The sequence below is a fragment of the Bradyrhizobium sp. ISRA442 genome, assembly GCF_038085055.1.
Taxonomy (GTDB): Bacteria; Pseudomonadota; Alphaproteobacteria; order Rhizobiales; family Xanthobacteraceae; genus Bradyrhizobium.
The window spans coordinates 336,702-354,731 of record NZ_JALGCN010000006.1 but is presented as its reverse complement, the minus strand read 5'-3'; the positions used below and the strand labels follow the sequence as shown (position 1 = coordinate 354,731).

Sequence of the window (18,030 nt, the reverse complement as noted above, 5' to 3'; positions counted from 1 at the left end):
CTTCGCCGCTCCTGGTTGCGGGTCTCGCCGCACGACGACCGTGCCGCAGCCCGGGTGAGCACCGTGGCGGTCGTTTCTATGCCCGCGCTGAAAAGCGCGGTATTATGGCGCAAACGCCACAAGCAATTTGAATGTCGCGCACATCTCCCCGGCAAGGAGATCACTATGGCGCGACACAGACTCACGACTAACCCGTACACCCGCCCGGCCATCTTTACGCTTGAACGGCTTCACGCCGAGCTAGGCGGGGCCATCCTTGAGAACCGGCAGAAGCACGAAGAACTAAGTGAGCAGATGCGGCACGTGAAGGCCGTCATCAAGATGCTCGACCCGGCCTACAACCTGGCTGGCATCAACGTGAAGCGGCGCAAACCAAACCGCTGGGTCAAGCGGGGCACTCTTTATAGGAGGGCGCTATAGGAGGGCGCTGGACGTTGCTCAGGACGGCCACGGAGCCCATGACGCTAGGTATCCAGCACAGCCTGTCCAACCATGACGGTAAGGGCGTAGAGCGGGTTGGCGAGGCTAGGCCATATCGCTGGAGACTGGTCGATCATCCTCTAAACGAGCCCACATTTGGCCGCTGACAGGTCATCTGATAGGCGCTTTTGATAGGCGCTTTCCAATGGTTAATTCTTGGTTACTTCGTTGAAAATCGCTCAATTTACCTCACTTTAGGATGAACCCGCCAATCTCCACGCGGAACAAACTGATTGCTTTCGCCGTTCGGTTGGGCGAGGGTATCTGTATTGCAACTTCCAGTGCGGCTTAATTTCAGGTCGGAGAGCACCAATGACCGCATGGCGGTATGAACGAACACATTGGATTGTCGATAGGGATCACCCGTCTAAGACGGTGGCGCGCATTGCGGCTATTGTGCTGTCCTTGGTGCCGCTGGTGATGGCGATTGTGATTTTGAAATAGACGATCGCTTCTCGCAAAGTATAGCGGTTCCAAGTCCAACAGAGATTCCAAAAAACGCATACCCAAGCAGTGCCTGAATTGCGGCGATCAATCGCAATTCAGGTGGCGGCGTGAAATCCCCATAGCCCAATGTCGTCCAAGTGATGACTGAAAAATAAAGTGCGCTCTGCCCGTCATCGATGAGGGAAATGGGGGTGCCTCCGTAAAGCAGTCCGAAGCCTCGGTAGATCCCTGCAAAAACAAAAATCAGAGTGCCACTCTGGATTAGCAGAGCGAGCACTGTTCGCTTTGGTCCTAGATCATGAATTCTAAAGCCGATGAACGAGACCACCGTTGCCATCAGCACGGCGGCAATCGTCAAATAACACATCTGCAAGTTGGCGCGGAAATCAGTGGGATTGAATATGAAAGCCGCAACTGCGAGAATCACGTTCCCGACTAGAGGGAAAATTACAAAAAGCAGCGTGCTTTGGAATCGTCGCATGCCAATGTTCTAACTACCTGAAATTGTACAAACATATTGCCAGCATGCCAGACCCTTGAAAAGGGAATTCTATGGAATATCCCGCTGCCAATAGCCGGTGAAGTCCACTGACTTGCCGCGCTTCAACGCCAGCCCAGCAATCCGGCTGACCTGATCGCCATTCGAGACGCGGTGACGTCGATGTACCAGGATCTGGGCCTGCCGTCGCTCCATCTGTAGCCGCGACGTTTCAGGACATCCTTCAGATCGAACGGCGACTGCTCGGCCGACATCCTTACCGTTCTCTTTCGGGCTTGCTCTAGCAGCGCCGGCGCGCCTGCGGATGGTAGTCAGGATCTCGATGAGGGCGTGACAGTCGTCGACGGCCTGTGCGCATGGTGAAAGAAGCCGGCACCGTTCAACAGGTATTGGGCTCCCGCGAATCCATGGTGGCGCCATTCCACCTCGGTCGCCGAGCAACCCCATGCCTTGTGCTCGAACACGGCCCAGAAGCGAAGGCTTCGGATCCTAAACTAGGGCAATCAGCAGCAACGCAACAGTGACCGGCCCGTACGATCATCCTCGCCCTCCCTCTATATTCTGTTTGGCTTGGAGAGAGAGCAGGCCTGAATCGTGCAGGCGACGCAAATTAACAATCGTGCGCTGGTGCAAAGTGCTGTGAGACTGTTGCCCGACTGCTTCGGTGCTGCACCGTCAAAGGCTGGACAGAGCGTGAGTTCTTTAAGACGTGGGGTCGTTCGCGGCTGTTTCCGCGGCCCGCACTGACCGCATTGCTTTTGACGTCGTCGACCTCAACCGCGATTGCGAAGTCAGGAGGCGGTATCATCCAAACAGCACCGCCACTGCGACGTGATCGAGAAGGCTGGAAGTAGAGCGCCAGCCGAGCGTTGAACGCAGGGCGTCCTCCGGTATTAAGTGTCGAGCATCCGTCGACGAGCGCCGAAAAGCAGACAGTCAACTATTGGTCGCCGCTCGCGCTCTCGCATAAAAGGCCTGAAGTTTTCTGGACAAGGAGTTGCTCGGCGCGGCCAGAGCCGCATCGAACATCCAGTTTATTAGCCCCAACTGCTCTTTTTGCGCGGCCATCCTGCTGATCGTTCTTAATCCTTCGCTCCATGCAGACGGGCAGGCGAGCCAATTCCCGGCAGAGGCGCGAAGGCGCGCCAAATAGTAGCCATCGCGGCAGCTGGTCGTAGAACATCTCATGCCGGCCGGTCTCTGCGCACATGCTTAGAAACCGCGACAGCGGAGACTCCATGGTGAGGACGCCAGCCGACTTCGCTTCCTCAAAAAGCCGTTTCTGCATACTCGCCATGGCGTCGAAAACTTCCAGGGCGCGCGTCATTGACGGCTGTTCCTGCTCTCGAGACCGCAAGTAGGCGCGGAGACGTTCGGGGCGTTCCCTTGCCGGTGGATGTGACCGAGGCGCGGTCTCTTGGTCAGGATCAGCCACGCCCCCAGAGTGCCCGATATAGCCACATCATCTCCATCGGCAGAGCCGATCAGTTCCCGAAACGCGAAACCATCAGCAGCAAATTCCATCTCGAAGTGACTTGCATCTGTTGTCTTCTCGATCGACAGGGCTCCAGCCGCCACATGCCCGCACTCATGCAGGAGAAGGAACTGGATCGCGAAGAATCTACGTTGCTCCCAGCCTCAAGTGGGTGCCCCCAACGCCGAACGTCGGTGACGAGTGGAATTGCGCCAAGTTCCCTGATCACATCCGGCGTGTCAGCTGTCCCGAGGTGAACGTACCGGTGGATCATCATTCCGAACTGCCAGCCGATCTGTTTAGAGAACCTCCTGGCGAGATCGGGCCGGCTGGAGAAGCGGACCAGCCGACGCCTTAGCCGCAGCAGCCACGGCTCTGAATCCTTTCCAACCCCCTTTTTGGTCAATGCGTTTCCGAGCGTGTCGCATAGACTTGTGTCGGCGGGCAGCATGAGCATTTCGGCATCGCTCGAGATTAACGGCATGGCCCCCATCGGCAACGCGATCACGTAGCCGAGTCCTTGTGATGACCTGGAGGAGTAGACGTGTCCGTTGAACTCCGCATCGTTGACGGTCCGGACGCGATCCCCGCGCCCGCTCGGCAGGTTTGGCGGAGAGCCGGAGACTTCGAAATCAATTCTCGAAGGCGTTGTGCACCCAGTCTGTCCGCTTCAGAAACGAGGGGTAGCGATCGATAAACGTCCCACCCGCAATGCCAAGGACCTTGAATTGTGCTTCCAGATCCGGAGGCGCCCACAATAGGTTCGACCCACCGCCGCCGGGCGGCACGAGCTTCAGTATCCAGTCCAGCAACTCGGTCGTTTTCTGCAGCTCGGCTAGGAGTTGCTGTGGCGTCATCGCTTTTTTCCGGTCCCGGGCAGATCAGTCGCTTTTGTCTTTGGCTGGAACGCACTCTTTGCAGAGCGTCGCCACGCCTACCCGGAAGAAGAGTACCGCGACGCCCGCAAAGACTAGCGGACTCATGGGTACAGTGCCTGCAATCGCCATCGGAACAGGTCTGGCAGGACGGCAAAGATCAGCGGCATGAAGTTATTGAGACTACAGTGTCACGACCTGTCCCGCCCTTGTCATCAAGCTGTTCTGGCTCGCAACCGTGTACGGATAGTGCTGATCATTTCGTGGATAGTCCGGTAGGTGGCCTAGCCGTTCGCTAGGGCCGTCTTGTGGATCACGATCCTGAGGTACGGCTTAGTTACCGGATTGGGAAACGCGAACAAATCTGTCGAGCCTTCGACGAACATGTTTGCCCCGACGGGCGTGAGGGACGGCAGATGAGCTTCAAGATCATCCACATGAGGTCGATTTGGAAGCAAGCCGGTCCGACGGATAGAACGTGTAGCGCCCGCTCAAATCGACCGCGATAATCTCAATCGCTACAAAGTACGTCCCGACCCGGTGAACATCCTGGGTAGCACCCGGCGCGACTGCAGCATCTTTAAGATGCTCCCATTTCCAGCGACCAGGAATCAGTTCAGTCTCTCAGGTAATTGAGCACACTGTTGCAGGCGTCCTTGGCCTCAGCGAAGCTCTGCAGCGGGGAGCCGAGCACCCTGATCGAGCCACGGCTCTGGTCAAGCGGACGCCACGAAGCGACGTAGCCGAACCTTCCGCGAAAGCCAGGACCCGTCGGGCTCTGCAAGCTTATAACGAACGAGTAGCCGCCGCTGCGTGCACTCCAAATTTCCATGTCTTCGACAGCGCGGTGGAACTGCAGGGGCATCACGCACCGTTCGCCTGGGCAACTCGACAATGAAATTCTTCGGGCGGACCCACTGGCGTAGAAAATCCGAGACTCTAACCGCATGAAAGCGCTGTGACAGGTCAGCTGCTCTGCCAGGCGAAGCTGTCGTCTAAGTCCTCTTCAATCACCCCGGCCGCGTATAACTGATCGAGCAGGTCGGCTACTGCGAGCACGCTCGTTCCGTCAGTCGTGACCTGCCTAACCAGCTCCGACGCTGTGCAGTTGCCGTACGCGATTAGATGGCCAACGGAAATGGGAGCGATGTCGTCGAGTACGCGGTGTTCCATGTTGCGTGAGCGGAGATGAAAGGATCGGTTGCTGGCCTTGTATTGCAGGTCCCTGCGGAAGCGGATCGGCAGTTCGGGAGCCGGACTCTCGAGCATATGCTGGTCAATCATGTTCTGCAGCCCCTCCCGGAACTCGTCAGGCGTCCTGAAGAAGCGTTCACTCAAGACGCGGTAGCCGAGAGGCCAGCGTTTGCTACCCCGCACCGGCGTCACCAACTGTAAACGTCCCTGCAGCATATTTACGAGAAAGCCGGAAACACAGGCGATCGTCGTGTGATCGCCCTCCAGCAAGGCGATTGCATCATCTTTGTTAGCGGCCCTAAGTTTCTCGCTCCGCTCGCGCGCGCGCCCGGCAAAAGCCTTTGCAGTCAGCGCCTCCTTGCCCTGCAGGACGAGTTCGACACCGATCAGCTCCTCAGGCGAAAACGCCATGTGAATCTGGTTGAGATGTGTTGTGCTTAGCACGGAGAAACGATTCGTCACGGCGCGATAGCGCTTGAACAGTTCGAGCACGCGCGTGGTGAGTGCGCGATCCTTGAGCGGGGCCGCCGTCGTTGTTTGTGGCAATGCGCCCGTGATCTGATAGTAGTCGAATAGAAAGCGGTCGTAGTGTGGGTTGTCCATAGGCTCTGTGGCCCAGTAGCAGAAACCAGTACGGGCTGCCGATCCAAACATCTCGCTCGCGATACCAACCACGCCGCGCCAAAGCGCTGCATGCTCTTCACTATATTCGTAATAGCCTTTGAAGCGGTCGGCCGAGAGGCCGCAGAACCAGCAACCGACGGAGCAGCCGTCGCTCAGCTCGAAAGCGATGATGGGGTACGTGACCGACGCCGCCGTTCTGCCCAATTCGTCGTTGCAGCGCCGGATTTGGCGCTCGCGCCAAGCATGAAAGCGAGGGTTGATCGTCGACATTTCGCCCTCTTCGCGCAGGAGGTCGCGATGGCGCAACATCTCGCAGATAAACTCGTCCCACATCATAGCCAGGGGCCAGGGCGTAGACTCCGGCTTGAAGCGGTGTTTCAGGTAGCGGTCGCGCCAGAGCGGCAGCATCTTCATTGGGTCGACTTCGATGCCGTAGCGCTCTGTTACCGCTCGAGGAGAATCAACGTTCTCCGAAAGCGCCCTGCGGAACTGCAAGTCACCAGCCAGCCGCTCCATGAAGCGCTTGACGTGCGACAACGTGCGCAGTTGCTCGGGGGTACGCCGGTCAAAAATCTGTCGGCAGTGTTCGGTGGCAGTGTGCGTCATACGTTACGGGTGAGCCCTGAAGCCGCATCTCTAAGCCTGAAAGCAATGATCTCACTCCTGACGAGGCGTGCTTTCAGTTCTCTTCGCACCGGATCGTTTTCTTGAGGACGAGCCAATGCGATCAGAGTTAAAATATTTTAGGCCGCGACAGCGACAACAACCACAATAAGTAAAACGATAGCGACGAGGTCACGGCCGGCTTCCGCGGCTTGCACGGCGCTCGTAGGTGCCTCCGACGTGGAACTAGCCAACGCAGTGGTATGCACAATCCTGCTTAAGCCCGCACCGCTCAAGTCCTGCTTGCCGCCGACAATCGCGTCGAGCTGCATCAACTCGTGTCGGCCTGGCACTCGGATGCTGCTCCTAACCTCGTCAAGCGTGAAATCGTAGCCGTGGCTCTTTCCGACCGCTACAATCAGTGCAAGACCTGTAGCACTCTGCTTAAGGCTTTCCAGCAGACTACCTTCTTTCGCTAGATTCTTGACAAACCGTTCTACCTCAGCCTGCGACATAGCCGGGCCTCTGCTATATGTTGCTACCTATCCGTCGCTTTGGAAGCGATCGGTGATAATGCCGTAACAAGGCAATCGGCATGCCAAACTGAAAGTGCTGCTTTTGCGCTTTGTCTGACCTTGCGTATCGTCAACTTGCCGACATTGGTCTCGAACCTAACAAGCGCTCAGTAGAGCGGGATGAGATCTCATTGTCGGTAACCAGCCCAGCAGTGCAAGGGGGCGCCATTTACAAAAGCTCGGTCAGAACCGTGCTCAGCAACCTCTGTTCGCGGATTAGAGACGTCGCGCATTCCGTCCAATACGCCCGTTCTGCGAGAGGCTGGAGGTGAAATCCGGCTGGCCTATTCACCACACCATCCGTATCCTGGCGAAAGGCAAGTGTACAACCGGCCGGTTCTGCACTTGTGTGCGGCATGGCCGGCCACCGGGCCTGCGGCGCCGGGGGCAGTCTAGTACGCCTCGAGCGACCGACGAGGCGATCATCTCCAGAAGCTTCTTGCCGCCTTCGCCGGCGTCCTGTACGTCGATTGCTACAGCCGATGCGAACCGCTGTTCGACCCGCAGACGAAGTTGCGGCCGATTACGCCGGCATTTTGCATTGCCCATGCGCGGCGGGGGTATCTTCGAGCTGGCTGACATCGAGAAGAACGCTCAGGAAGGTAAGAAGGGCAAACCGCTCTCTCGGGTCGACCTGCAGGCGGTCAGACGCCTCGGTTATGCGCGAGCAAATGGCCGGGCCTTCAACTGCAACCAGATCGGTGGCGAGCTTCACATTGTTCCTAGAGGGGGGCCTGACGGATGTCACTGCCTTGCGATCGCGGACTATCAGATAAGGCAGGTATGACATGTTGAAGGTTGTGGTACCCTCGGAAGCTCGCTGATCGCAGGTGAGCAGCGCACCACGCTTCGTTACCAGCGAATGCAGCAGCGCGAGCGAGCTGCAAACCGTGCTCGCCGCCGATCTGCCGGACCTGTCCACGTCTGCAGCTCGGCTTCGCGGTCGACGTGCCGGGCGATCTGCCTGCGCATCGTCGACGAGGCCACGGCGTCCGAGAACGCGGCGAGCCACTGCACCTGGCCGGACGTACTGATGTAGTGAGACTTGCAAACCGCATCGCAGACCGAGATCGACGGCCGCACGGTCGCGAACCCGTTCTGCTGCGACACCTGGTGACTGTCGGGCACCAGGAGCATCACGCGATGTCCGCAGCCGCAGACGCAGGAAAGCGCCGCAACCTCGAATTCCGGGGAGTGGTAGAGGACGCCCTGTTCGAGCTGCTTGGGCAGGCGTTCGACGGCCCGATATGAGAACCTCACCATAATCCTAGTCGATCTCCATCGTCGCGGTATCGAAGATATAGGACGTCTTCTCATCGAGACGGTCGAGCAGCTTGAAATGCTGCTTGAACCGGACGACGGCCATGACGGCGTTCAGCGCGTTCAACTCCGTGATCTGCGCCTGCTTGCGGTAACCGCCGTTCACGGCCTAGTCGATGGTAGGGGACGGATCTATCGGCTCGCCGTCGGCCCACATTCGTTCGTTCCAGGATTCGCACGACAGCTTGTCCGCCGTCCGGAGAAGAGCTTCGCCCTTGACGCGGGCCTCGACGGATTGCGCGGCTAGAATCGTTGTCATCGCGCGCGCCTTGCCGAGCTCTTTCGTGAGGGCCTTGCGGTCGCCGCCACTGAGGGGCGTGGGATGGTGCTTTGGCGCCACTCGCCGGCGACCTACACGAACTGCGGCCAGCAGCCATCCTCTTCGTAGCGTCCGGTCCGCTGGCGGCAGGTGGCGTCGAGCAGCCGTTGCCCGACGTCCTTCCAGCCCGCATCCGGACCGTATAGCCGGCAGGCATCGGCTTTCTGGATTTCGACGATGCGGCCGCATCGACTGCAGGAGACCCGCAGCACGTGCTGGTCGATCTCCGAAAGCCTCCGCGACTGGATCGGGGGACCGGCCTGTCTGGCGTCGGCGCCGGCGTCCTTCAGGACGGCATCCCAGTATTCGGCCGGCATCGGGTCCGCCGGGCCTGTCTGGCGCGCGTTGGGTGCCTCCCTGTCGACGGCGCTGGCCATCTTTTCCGTCTGCTTTGGGGGCGGCATGCGCCAGCTCGCGGGTCTTTCGGCAGCCATGTCTCATTAGAACATATGGAGAACATGAGAGTCGAGTGGAAACCGCCACTTCTGTGAAAAGCCAAACAAGCCTTCCCGCGATCGCTCCATGTTATGGTTTTTTATAAAAAACCAAAATATAAATAGGGAATCGGCCTCTTAGTTTGGGTTCCCATGAAGCGCAGCGATCTCAGCCATACGATCCGAGAGACCCTGAAGCGGCTGCCGCCGCCCTACGATTCCCATTACGGGATCGTGCCGCCGGCGCCGCCGGAAGACGGCGTGTTCGCTCCCGGAGCGACGAAGGCGCTCGAAGCCGCTCAGGCGGCCTTCGGCAAGGTCGACGCCATCGCGGCCCAGATGAACGACCCCTACATTGTCAGCCGGGTCCTGACCAGACGCGAGGCGGTCAGTTCCTCGTCGATCGAAGGCACTCAGAGCACTCTCGACGAATTGCTTTCCGTCGAGGAGACCGGCGACGACGGTGCTCAGGACGAAACGCGCCAAGTCCGCAACTACGCTGTCGCCTTGGACGGATTCATCCCGAGAGCCGCCAAGGAAGGCTACGGCGTATTTACGATGGACCTGATCAGGGATCTCCATCGGGCCGTGATGAAGGACGATCCGGATTATCAGGACGTTCCCGGCGACCTTCGCGCGCGCGTCGTGTGGATCGGCGGGAGTAAAGACATCGCATATTCGAGTTGGAATCCTCCGCCTCCTGCCGATGTTCCTGATTGCCTCGCGCAAACGGTCGACTACCTCCGGAACGAGGGGATGCAGCAGATGACGCAAGGGTTCATTACGCGCATGGCGATTGCGCACGCTCATTTCGAGGCGGTGCACCCCTTCCGGGACGGCAACGGTCGTGTCGGTCGCCTTCTGCTTCCGCTCATGATGGCTGCGGAGAAGCATGTGCCCCTGTACCTTTCACCTTACATCGAAAGCAAAAAGGGCACGTACTACGCCTCGCTCAAGGATGCACAACAACGGCTCGAATGGGAGCCCGTCATCACCTTCATGGCCGACGCCGTGACCGGTACCGTCGAAGAACTCATCCGGACGCGCACAGCGCTGTCGGAACTATCCGAGCGATGGAGGGGCCGCCGAAAATTCCGAAGGGGATCTGCGGCCATGAGAGCGCTCGACGAACTTCACAATTATCCGGTCGTGACGGCGAAGCGGCTTGGCGAACTGCTCGATGTCACCCCCGCACAGATAAATAAGGGCATTGCGCAGTTGGTGGAAGCCGGCATTCTGCACGAGCGGACCGGATACGCACGCAACCGAGTTTACGCCGCTCCTGAAGCGCTCGCAGTCATCAATCGTCCCTTCGGTGAAGAGCCTGTTCTTCCAGAATAGGATGATTCGACGGGCCCCAACGGACCGTGACCGACACCACATGCGATGACCTGACTGCTGCACCGCCGATTCCGCGTCGGATTCCACACAGAATAAGTCAAACGCGCCCGGGCCGCTACGTTCTCGCCGAGAAGCGAGTGAACGCGGTGAGCGTCTGCAGGCGAGGCGTGATCTCGCGCAGATAGATTTCCGACTTGAGGAAGGCGATCTCGACATCGACATCCGCCTCGCTGACGTCGATGTACCAGGATCTGGGCCGGCCGTCGCTGCCGTCGCTCCAACGGTAGCCTCTACGCTTCAGGACATCAGATCGAACGGCGACTGTTCGGCCCACAATCCTTACCGTTTTCTTTCGCGCCTGCTCCAACAGCGCCGCAAGCGCCGGTGCGCCCGCGGATGGCAGTTCGACGGAAAGGATCTCGACGAGGGCGTGACAGTCGTCGACGGCCCTGTGCGCATGGTGAAAGAAGCCGGCACCGTTCAGAAGGTAGCCAAGTTGAGCTCCCGCGAATCCATGGTGGCGCCATTCCACCTCGGTCGCCGAGCAACCCCATGCCTTGTGTTCGAATACGGCCCAGAACCGTTCGGCGAATTTCCTGTCGAAGGCGGCATTGTGCGCGATCACGATGACCGAATCTTGCACGAAGGATTCGACGGCGGCTGCCTCGATGCGATGGCCGGCGACCATCTCGTCGCTGATTCCGGTGAGCGATGTCACCTCCGCAGGAATCGGTATCGACGGCTCGTTGAACGAGGCGAAAACGTCGCGGACGCCGACGATGCGGCCGTCGGCGACGTAGTCGAACTTGACCATGCCGAGTTCGATGACCTCGTCTTTCTGTAGGTCGAGACAGGTGGTCTCCACACCGAGCAGAATACCCGTTTTGGCGGCCTGATCGGCCGGCGAAATCGTAATCGATCGCGGAATCAAGCGTCGAAGGACACGATTCTTGGGACTGACCAAGCGCAGAAGCCATCGCGGCCAAGCTAAGATCCCCTTGCAACATGACTCCTTAAACCCTCCCCAGCGACGTCTGCCAGATCACATCACGGAACGTATCACACGATCGGGCGGGTTGACTGATTCCGAAGGCAATAACCCGATTTCCACATCGGCCGCCCTTCTGGCACCGATGCCCGCGACGCCGCCGTGTTTCAACGTCGGATGACCCTCGCGCGCGGTCATCCTGGTCCTAGCTTCAGCCGTGCTCCTCGCCTACAGCGCGGGGATCGCGCGGAGGCCGTCATGATGGAGCGCGACACTCGACAACGACCGGCCGCACGATGATCCCTCCCGGAAGGCTCGCAGCCTGGTCCTCGAGTTTCGCCCTGGCTTCGCCCACCGACATCTTCGGCGCGGTCCCTGCGTCGCCCGTCTTTGGGATCCCACTTGTCCGTCTCGAACCAGCCGACCAGGAATATTCCCGCTTGTGCGCGTAGGCGGATCATGTACTCGCGGACTAGCTGCGCCTCGAGCGCGGTGAAGATATCGTCGTTCCAGCACCCCTTCGCTTCGATGACGGCAGTAATCGGTTCGAACGCTTCCCCGCCTGGACGGCGGCGCCGAACAGCATTGATCAAGATATTTATACGCTTGCCGACGGGGGCTCCCGGCACTCGACCGACTTCGACCTCGCGGTTGGCGAAGATGCCGGCGTCTGCGAGCTCCGACTGAAGGAAGCGTACGACGATGTCCGAGAAGCCGTTCTCATCGATGGGCCTGAAGACGCTCGTCGAACCCTGCCGGTCCCAAAGATCGCGCACCGGCGTCTGTGCGCCGTGAAGCGATAGTTCGAGCCGAAGAAAGCGCCGTGAGCACGCATGGAAGCTTCTTTTCGGATGCGGTCCGTCAGATCGAGCGGCGATGCTGGTCGAAACCGCCCGGACTTTTCCGCAAGTTGCGAGTAGGCCGATGCTCTCCTTGGTATGAGCTACGGATGCTCTTCCGCGTTCGTCGACGTAGCTTCGCTACGTTGTCAGTAGCGGCCGCCGCAGAAGGTCGCCTTCACGACCCGCGCGATAGTGGGCGACTGACCAATTTCAAGAGGGGACGGTTCAGCGCCCATCAAAAAAATCCATCCAGTGAGAAGGATTGACCGCCGTCTGGTCCGGCCCAATGTCTTTTGGACGCTACGCCTAAGTCGATAGAGGAGGTGAACATGGTCACTGAGGTTAAGGCCGACTGTTGAACACGGCCGGGCCGAGGGCCGCGTGTCCCTGGGCTCAATAGCCCATGCGATTGTTTTGGGCGGCGCTCGGTCGTGCCGCTCGGCCGAGTATTCCCGCTTCGACCCAACCTTGGATCTAGACATGACTTCATCCGCTCTCCACTTGGCCGAAACTTCGCGGGTATTTGAACAGCCGGCTCCGAGGCACAGCCCTTGGCGAGCGACCGCCGCCGCTGCCCTTTTGGGCCTGCTGGCGGTCACTGCCATCCCCGTGACCGAAGGTTTCTTCACCGGCGGTCGCGCTGCCGTGGAGCAAAAGCTTTCGACCGTTGGCGCCCGGGTCGAAGATTTTGTACCGGAAGAGCGAGGCAAGCTCTCCAAGCCCATCATCGGCGGCTTGCTGGCGGGTGCCGCTTCGACCGTCGGGAAGCGGGTTGCAGGTACCTTCGTCGACGCTTCTTGGCCGGTCGCGCAGGCTTGGTTCGATCGAAAGACCCACAAGACAGATCAAATGATCTGGGCCGGCCCGCTGCACGTCGTCGACGGAAAGCCCGATGGCCGTGACGACTCGGTGACGACATTGAAGTTCGATGGCGACGGCAACCTGGCTCTCGCGTACCGCCTCGCCCGGTTCTTCGCGACGATGGGCCTCGACGTCGGCAAGTTCAGGATGTCCGCGACGGCCACGATGACGGATGCCGACTGCTCTTGCACCTACCGCTCGTACGGGCCGGAGATCGAAGTCTGGACCACGGGTGTCGTCCAGCAGACGTGGCTCTCCGAGAAAAACAAGCGAACCTACTTTGTCGCCGCCGCAATGGACCCGAGCGGACAACTGGCATCGGGTCAGGTCACGGCGAGCTTCGGAGGAGTTACGATGACGCGCCCTACCGTCTTCGGGTCGTCCCATGACAAACTGAATGCGGACAAGCGGCTTGACAACTATTGATATGACCCTGCGTTTGCCGAGGGAACGTGTCTAGTTAGGCGGCTGCCCCCTTACGCGATCAATGACGGGAGTTCGTCTTTTCGTACGCTTTTCGGTCACTCCTCAGGCGCCGGACCGCTTCGGAGGGCCCATTCGTGGCCGGTCTTCTGCTTCATTCGCGCGAGTAGCTTCTCGATCCTCTCGAGATATATGGACTCGACGGCGCTCACGAGATCCGGCCACTCCTTGGCGCCTCCGATATGGTATCCGAGCGACAGTCCAAATTTGAGTTCAAAACGATTGTCCTCGAACGACGCCTCGAGCGCGTTGGAAATCGAATCGTGTTCGTCGTTGTGCGCGAAACGTTTGTTTCTCAAATCGACTACCCGATCGTGAATGCTGCGTAGTTTTTCCGGGATGCTGTCGCGCGAAAAGCCGCTGCCGCTACCGCCTTGGTGCAAGCGTACGTAAGTGACTACGAATGCTGTCGTAAGCATCTCAAGTTCGAGGAAAGCCTCCATTTTCAATTCGAACTTGTAGGAAGACAGGCGCTTCTGCACATGCTTCAACGCCACCACGGCGGCGAACGAGTGCAAGACCCTGACAAGCTGTGACAGCTCGTTGTCGACGGACTTAAGGATGACGCGCCCATCATCCGCCATCGCCTGAAAATGATCTCTCCATTTCTCGGGGAGGTATTGCAGCGCCCATTCGGGCAGAACGTAGTACTCTCCCGCATCTTCCTGATGAGAGATCAGATCGCCCTCCATCTGTGCCATCAGCGTGGATTCCTTGTTCATTGTGGCGGCGACGCGTTCCGCGTGATCTTTTGTGAGAAAGCAGCCCAGCGAGTTGCAGTAACTGTTCCTCACGATCCAGAAGGGCCAGGACTCCTTGCCCTTCATGCTGGCGGTCTCGGCGTAGAATGGTGGCCTCATGCCGATTCCGCGCCGTGTCTTCAGCATTTCTCGGGCGAAGTCATCAACGTCTTCGTCTGTCACTTGCGATGTTTCCGATCCAGAGGTTCGCGGCTTGTGCGGTCGACGAGACTTCGTCTTCCTTCACGCCCTCGCGACAATCTTCAGGGAGTCGCCCGGCAGCGGCCGCTGCAATGCCTTGGCTTCTGCCCATGGCGCGGTCATCCAAGTCTCGACCTCATCGGGCGTGGTCAGGAACACCGGCATCGCCTTCGGGTGGATAGCGCCCACCTCCGCGTTGGGCTCGGTCGTCAGGAACGCGTAGAGATCGTTGGTAGCCTCGCCTTCCTTGACCTTCCGGACCGAAGTCCAGTTCGTCCAGATGCCCGCGAAGCAGGCGAGTGACCGGCTACCGTCGAGAGCGAACCAGATGTCGCCGAAGGAGTTGAACGGCACCACGCACCTATGCTCCGGACCCAGCCAACGCGCCCAATGTTTGCTTTTCACGTTATGGGTGTTCGTGGTGCCGCCATCTGGCTCCATCCGGAGGAGTTCCTTGAAGTCGACCGGCTTACCTTTGGCTTCCAGCTTCACTGCGCCTTTTTTGGTCGCCTCCATTTGCGCATGCTGCGAGGACGGCATAGCCCAGCGCGCGGTTGCGAGCTCGCGACTGTCGGCGCCGGTCCGGATACGATCGGTGCTTTGTAGTCAGGAAAGAGTCTGGGCATCGGTACGAGATCGCTGACTTAGCGGTTGACCACGCAGAACACGGCGCTGATCGCCGCCTCGTTGGTGGTGATGAAGTAGATTGCACATCTTCACATTTCCCGAGCAACGTGACGTGACCTTTGCGCAAACTGTAGCAGGGTCGCCGAAGGGCGGCGAGCGGGGCAGGAGTGAGGGCGCGAAGCCTCACACATAGCGCCGCGAAGAACACGCAGACGACCAACAGCGCTATCACGGCAGCGCGAGGCATGGATGTCAGTCGCCACCGGATCCAGACAGGACGCTCGCTCGCGTCCTGCAAAGTTCACCGTAGAACAGATGGGAGGGGCTTGATCGTGTGTGATCATTTACGTCCTTCACAATGGTAGAGGTGAGTAAGAGCGAGCAATCATGAGGAAGATAAATCCCGCTTATGATCTGAAATCCGGCGTGGCGTTCCATGTCGTGTCGCTCATAGTGAGGCAAAAATAGCCAGCCGGAATTTGCCGCTTGCAGTCTGAGAGCGCAAAGACGCCTTGTTGTCACAGGGGAGCGATATTCCTGGGCGGTCGGCGCTCTGTTTCTATTCCATGTGCTCAACTGCCACGAAGCCAAACGGTATGCCCCCCGTTAGGAAAATCTACGTCTCCGGGCAGAACCAAAGGCAGGTCACCCGCCGGGACACCTGCATTCGTGCCAAGTGCAAACTCGAAAATCGAGGGATTAAGTCCGTTGTTAAGCTGGATCGCAAGTTGCAGCCTCCTTACTTTGCGCTTCTACCGCTAGTCCAAGGCACGACAGCAGGTGATCAGCTGATGAAACAAGTCGCGCATTGAACAACTCCAAGTCGCGAAAATATGATTGTAAACCCGTTGAAGTAGTGAATATTTTAATATACATCTGCAGGTAGATTTCTCTAGGCGACGGGTCCTATCCGCTTCACGAGTGCATGCCGCGAACCAGTTCGAATCTTTGTCATGCGCATGAGGCCGTGCAGGATGGAGGCACGACGCAGTCGTTGTTCGAGGATTTTCCAAGCATGAGTTCTGAGACGAGGCGAACTTTGCGCGGGCTCAAAAAGAAAGCTGGTTTCGTTTCATGGACTGGACATGGATTGCCTCTATGATCTGCATTGTTGATCAGGCTGCAAATCGATCTGCTGGCCTCATATGCGAGTGTCCTTCGATGAAAGCGGCACTAGCCGTGTCGACACGCAGAGGGAGTCGGATTCTAAGATGCTGGTAGTGTGTATTTCAGCCGCCTCATTGAGCGGCGTGGTGACCCACGCTCAGACAATTCGGGTGTGTTGCATCAAGATTGTTTTGCCGGGTTTGTCGCGTGACGCGACCACCACTGAGCTTTTTTAGACATCCACAGAAAGAGGCGTCGTCATGAGTGGAACAATGGCTGTTGAAAATGTCATTCCGCGAGCAGACATCATCAAGCACGCGGAGCGGCTTGGTGCCGAAATCAAGAACATTGCGCTGTCGGACGATTTGCCTGACGATGTCATCGTAGCGTTCAACCGGCTTCTGCTAGAGCATAAGGTCATCTTCTTCCGTGACCAGGGACATCTCGACGATGCACAGCAGCGGCGTTTTGTGCTCCGGCTCGGCTCGCTGATACCGAATCCCACAACGGCGGACACAATAAGCGGTTTAACGATCCGGCAGGAGCTGTCTGATCCCGCCTGCAGTCATCTCAACCAGATGAACGATGAGCGGGTCCGCACAGCCATTTCGGTGCTGCGGCTCGCAGCGGTCCCGCCTTTTGGCGGCGACATTGCTTGGTCGAGCAGGGCGGCCGCTTATCTTGATCTTCCTGATCCCCTGCGGATGCTCGCAGATAACCTCTGGGCTGTGAGCTTCGTCGCATCTGATCTCACTGCGACAGAGAGGGCCACCGAAGCCAACAAGCGGCCTTGGTGGGGCGTATCCACTGGAACGATCTACGAAACGACACATCCAATTGTTCGTGTTCATCCCGAGACCGGCGAACGCATGCTATCGCTCGGTCGTTCCGTGAACAACTTCGTCGGCCTGCAGCGCTATCCCAGCCAAAGACTGTTTGAACGGCTGCAATCCTATCTCATTGCGCCCCGGAACACCCTGTTCTGGAATTGGAAATCAGGCGACGTCGTAATCTGGGACAATCGCGCGACTGAGCCGTACCCTGTCAGCAAATCCAGCAGCCCTCACTGGATGATGGATCAGCTTGCGATTGACGCCCGCGTACCGCACGAGAAGAGGCCAAAATCAAGGGCGGCAAAGGCTGCCTGACATTGTCGGCACCTCCCGGATCACGTCAACGCCTGGAAACCCAAGACTAAGTTGCGGCCCTGCAATGTCGAGCGGAGCGGCTGGTCTTACGCGAGGAACGGCTAACGGACGCAGCTGCCACCTGCTAGGCTTCTTCCAGGCCCAACAGCATTAATCTTCAGGCATCGTCTCTGCTCGCCGGTCAAACCGATGACGCTGCATTTTTGATGATCTGATGCATCCGTTGGTTCTCGCTCGGCGAGCAGCATCTCCTTCATCGTATCGGGATAGTCAGGCCCGGCGTAGCTCACACCCAATTCAGAGCATATTCGCCACCATCTCGCGATGCGTCGGATGGCCTTGATTCACAGCGCCCGGCGTCGGCTGAAACTATCCCGCTCGCGATGGTGCCTGCGTCTTACGTGTCCCATAAACAATCCGTCAGTCGAGCCTTTCCAGCAGCCCCTAAATTGCGCCACTGCATGGGCACCACACCTTCCCGATCTTCGTCCAGTGGAAAGGTCCCATCCTCGAGGCGCACACCAGCTTGATCCTCCAACCGAAAGCTCTGGAGGACGGATCTGCTCTCATGCTCTTGCGCAGCAGGATAGCAAAGTCCCTCCATGCCCTCGCGGACTCCCGGTTCGGGCGCTGCCATCACCCGAACCGCACCGTCGACCCCAAACAGGCTCTTCGAAAACGTCGGGTTCAAGCGGCCGTCGGTAGGTTTACGCGAGGGGCTCAAACGTCATTTCGAAGATGCTCGGCCTCATAATAGGCCGCTCCGAGAGAGCGCTAAGCTGAACCCTGCTGGGGCTACATCGGCTGGAGCAGGAGATCGGAAGCGCCGGCTGTAGATCATGAAGCAG

14 protein-coding genes and 4 pseudogenes are annotated in these 18,030 nt (G+C 58.7%); 5 read left to right on the top strand and 13 right to left on the bottom strand.

From position 1 onward, the window contains the following. The first annotated feature begins 63 nt into the window (after positions 1-63). Positions 64-420 (top strand): hypothetical protein, encoded by a 357-nt coding sequence (locus MTR72_RS16145; protein WP_341510592.1) that lies wholly within the window; start codon positions 64-66, stop codon positions 418-420. A gap of 451 nt (positions 421-871) precedes the next feature. Here the strand turns inward: MTR72_RS16145 and MTR72_RS16140 are convergent, their stop codons facing one another. From MTR72_RS16140 to MTR72_RS16115, 6 genes and pseudogenes are all read right to left on the bottom strand, one after another. Beyond that, positions 872-1,408 carry a potassium channel family protein gene (locus MTR72_RS16140; RefSeq protein ID WP_341510591.1) on the bottom strand — a complete coding sequence of 179 codons (537 nt, stop codon included), beginning with the start codon at positions 1,406-1,408 and terminating at the stop codon, positions 872-874. A gap of 164 nt (positions 1,409-1,572) precedes the next feature. After that, positions 1,573-1,902 (bottom strand): annotated as a pseudogene (locus MTR72_RS16135) (3'-5' exonuclease); the annotation flags it as partial. Between the two features lie 464 nt (positions 1,903-2,366). Further along, positions 2,367-2,753: a hypothetical protein gene (locus MTR72_RS16130; RefSeq protein WP_341510590.1), complete on the bottom strand. Its 387-nt coding sequence runs from the start codon at positions 2,751-2,753 to the stop codon at positions 2,367-2,369. A 779-nt stretch (positions 2,754-3,532) separates the two neighbouring features. Then, the gene (locus MTR72_RS16125; RefSeq protein WP_280968855.1) at positions 3,533-3,757 is read right to left on the bottom strand and encodes a hypothetical protein; all 225 of its coding nucleotides are present in this window, start codon (positions 3,755-3,757) and stop codon (positions 3,533-3,535) included. 984 nt (positions 3,758-4,741) lie between these two features. Next, positions 4,742-6,199 (bottom strand): radical SAM family RiPP maturation amino acid epimerase, encoded by a 1,458-nt coding sequence (locus MTR72_RS16120; RefSeq protein ID WP_341510589.1) that lies wholly within the window; start codon positions 6,197-6,199, stop codon positions 4,742-4,744. Positions 6,200-6,336: 137 nt separating this feature from the next. Continuing rightward, positions 6,337-6,711, bottom strand: coding sequence for a Nif11-like leader peptide family natural product precursor (locus tag MTR72_RS16115; RefSeq protein WP_341510588.1), 375 nt, complete (start codon positions 6,709-6,711; stop codon positions 6,337-6,339). A gap of 355 nt (positions 6,712-7,066) precedes the next feature. Here MTR72_RS16115 and MTR72_RS16110 point away from each other — a divergent pair. After that, positions 7,067-7,459 (top strand): annotated as a pseudogene (locus MTR72_RS16110) (IS66 family transposase); the annotation flags it as partial. A 164-nt stretch (positions 7,460-7,623) separates the two neighbouring features. Here MTR72_RS16110 and MTR72_RS16105 read toward each other — a convergent pair. From MTR72_RS16105 to MTR72_RS16090, 4 genes and pseudogenes are all read right to left on the bottom strand, one after another. Continuing rightward, positions 7,624-8,034 (bottom strand): DUF6527 family protein, encoded by a 411-nt coding sequence (locus MTR72_RS16105; RefSeq protein ID WP_341510587.1) that lies wholly within the window; start codon positions 8,032-8,034, stop codon positions 7,624-7,626. 4 nt (positions 8,035-8,038) lie between these two features. Then, positions 8,039-8,197, bottom strand: a complete 159-nt coding sequence (locus MTR72_RS16100; RefSeq protein WP_280968860.1) for a hypothetical protein — start codon at positions 8,195-8,197, stop codon at positions 8,039-8,041. 6 nt (positions 8,198-8,203) lie between these two features. Continuing rightward, positions 8,204-8,431, bottom strand: a pseudogene (locus MTR72_RS16095) (hypothetical protein); the annotation flags it as partial. A gap of 11 nt (positions 8,432-8,442) precedes the next feature. Then, entirely contained in the window at positions 8,443-8,787 is a 345-nt protein-coding gene (locus tag MTR72_RS16090; protein WP_341510586.1) for a hypothetical protein, read from the bottom strand. Between the two features lie 210 nt (positions 8,788-8,997). On the opposite strand from MTR72_RS16090, the gene MTR72_RS16085 reads away from it, so the two are divergent. Further along, positions 8,998-10,185 (top strand): Fic family protein, encoded by a 1,188-nt coding sequence (locus tag MTR72_RS16085; RefSeq protein WP_341510585.1) that lies wholly within the window; start codon positions 8,998-9,000, stop codon positions 10,183-10,185. A gap of 115 nt (positions 10,186-10,300) precedes the next feature. Here the strand turns inward: MTR72_RS16085 and MTR72_RS16080 are convergent, their stop codons facing one another. Further along, the gene (locus tag MTR72_RS16080; protein ID WP_341510584.1) at positions 10,301-11,116 is read right to left on the bottom strand and encodes a 3'-5' exonuclease; all 816 of its coding nucleotides are present in this window, start codon (positions 11,114-11,116) and stop codon (positions 10,301-10,303) included. Between the two features lie 1,379 nt (positions 11,117-12,495). Between MTR72_RS16080 and MTR72_RS16075 the strand changes: the two genes are divergently transcribed. After that, positions 12,496-13,302 (top strand): hypothetical protein, encoded by an 807-nt coding sequence (locus MTR72_RS16075; RefSeq protein ID WP_341510583.1) that lies wholly within the window; start codon positions 12,496-12,498, stop codon positions 13,300-13,302. A 95-nt stretch (positions 13,303-13,397) separates the two neighbouring features. Here MTR72_RS16075 and MTR72_RS16070 read toward each other — a convergent pair whose 3' ends face one another. Continuing rightward, entirely contained in the window at positions 13,398-14,282 is an 885-nt protein-coding gene (locus MTR72_RS16070; RefSeq protein WP_341510582.1) for a hypothetical protein, read from the bottom strand. Further along, positions 14,263-15,007: pseudogene (locus tag MTR72_RS16065) on the bottom strand (SOS response-associated peptidase family protein). Before MTR72_RS16065 ends, MTR72_RS16070 begins: the two are co-directional and overlap by 20 nt. 1,299 nt (positions 15,008-16,306) lie before the next feature. On the opposite strand from MTR72_RS16065, the gene MTR72_RS16060 reads away from it, so the two are divergent. Continuing rightward, the gene (locus MTR72_RS16060) at positions 16,307-17,182 is read left to right on the top strand and encodes a TauD/TfdA dioxygenase family protein (protein ID WP_341510581.1); all 876 of its coding nucleotides are present in this window, start codon (positions 16,307-16,309) and stop codon (positions 17,180-17,182) included. Positions 17,183-18,030: the final 848 nt, after the last annotated feature.

Excerpts from the sequence above, each read along its gene's own strand:
- MTR72_RS16140 (WP_341510591.1), bottom strand. The coding sequence starts at position 1,408 with ATGCGACGATTCCAAAGCACGCTGCTTTTTGTAATTTTCCCTCTAGTC.
- MTR72_RS16130 (WP_341510590.1), bottom strand. The coding sequence starts at position 2,753 with ATGACGCGCGCCCTGGAAGTTTTCGACGCCATGGCGAGTATGCAGAAA.
- MTR72_RS16125 (WP_280968855.1), bottom strand. The coding sequence starts at position 3,757 with ATGACGCCACAGCAACTCCTAGCCGAGCTGCAGAAAACGACCGAGTTG.
- MTR72_RS16120 (WP_341510589.1), bottom strand. The coding sequence starts at position 6,199 with ATGACGCACACTGCCACCGAACACTGCCGACAGATTTTTGACCGGCGT.
- MTR72_RS16115 (WP_341510588.1), bottom strand. The coding sequence starts at position 6,711 with ATGTCGCAGGCTGAGGTAGAACGGTTTGTCAAGAATCTAGCGAAAGAA.
- MTR72_RS16105 (WP_341510587.1), bottom strand. The coding sequence starts at position 8,034 with ATGGTGAGGTTCTCATATCGGGCCGTCGAACGCCTGCCCAAGCAGCTC.
- MTR72_RS16090 (WP_341510586.1), bottom strand. The coding sequence starts at position 8,787 with ATGGCCAGCGCCGTCGACAGGGAGGCACCCAACGCGCGCCAGACAGGC.
- MTR72_RS16085 (WP_341510585.1), top strand. The coding sequence starts at position 8,998 with ATGAAGCGCAGCGATCTCAGCCATACGATCCGAGAGACCCTGAAGCGG.
- MTR72_RS16075 (WP_341510583.1), top strand. The coding sequence starts at position 12,496 with ATGACTTCATCCGCTCTCCACTTGGCCGAAACTTCGCGGGTATTTGAA.
- MTR72_RS16060 (WP_341510581.1), top strand. The coding sequence starts at position 16,307 with ATGGCTGTTGAAAATGTCATTCCGCGAGCAGACATCATCAAGCACGCG.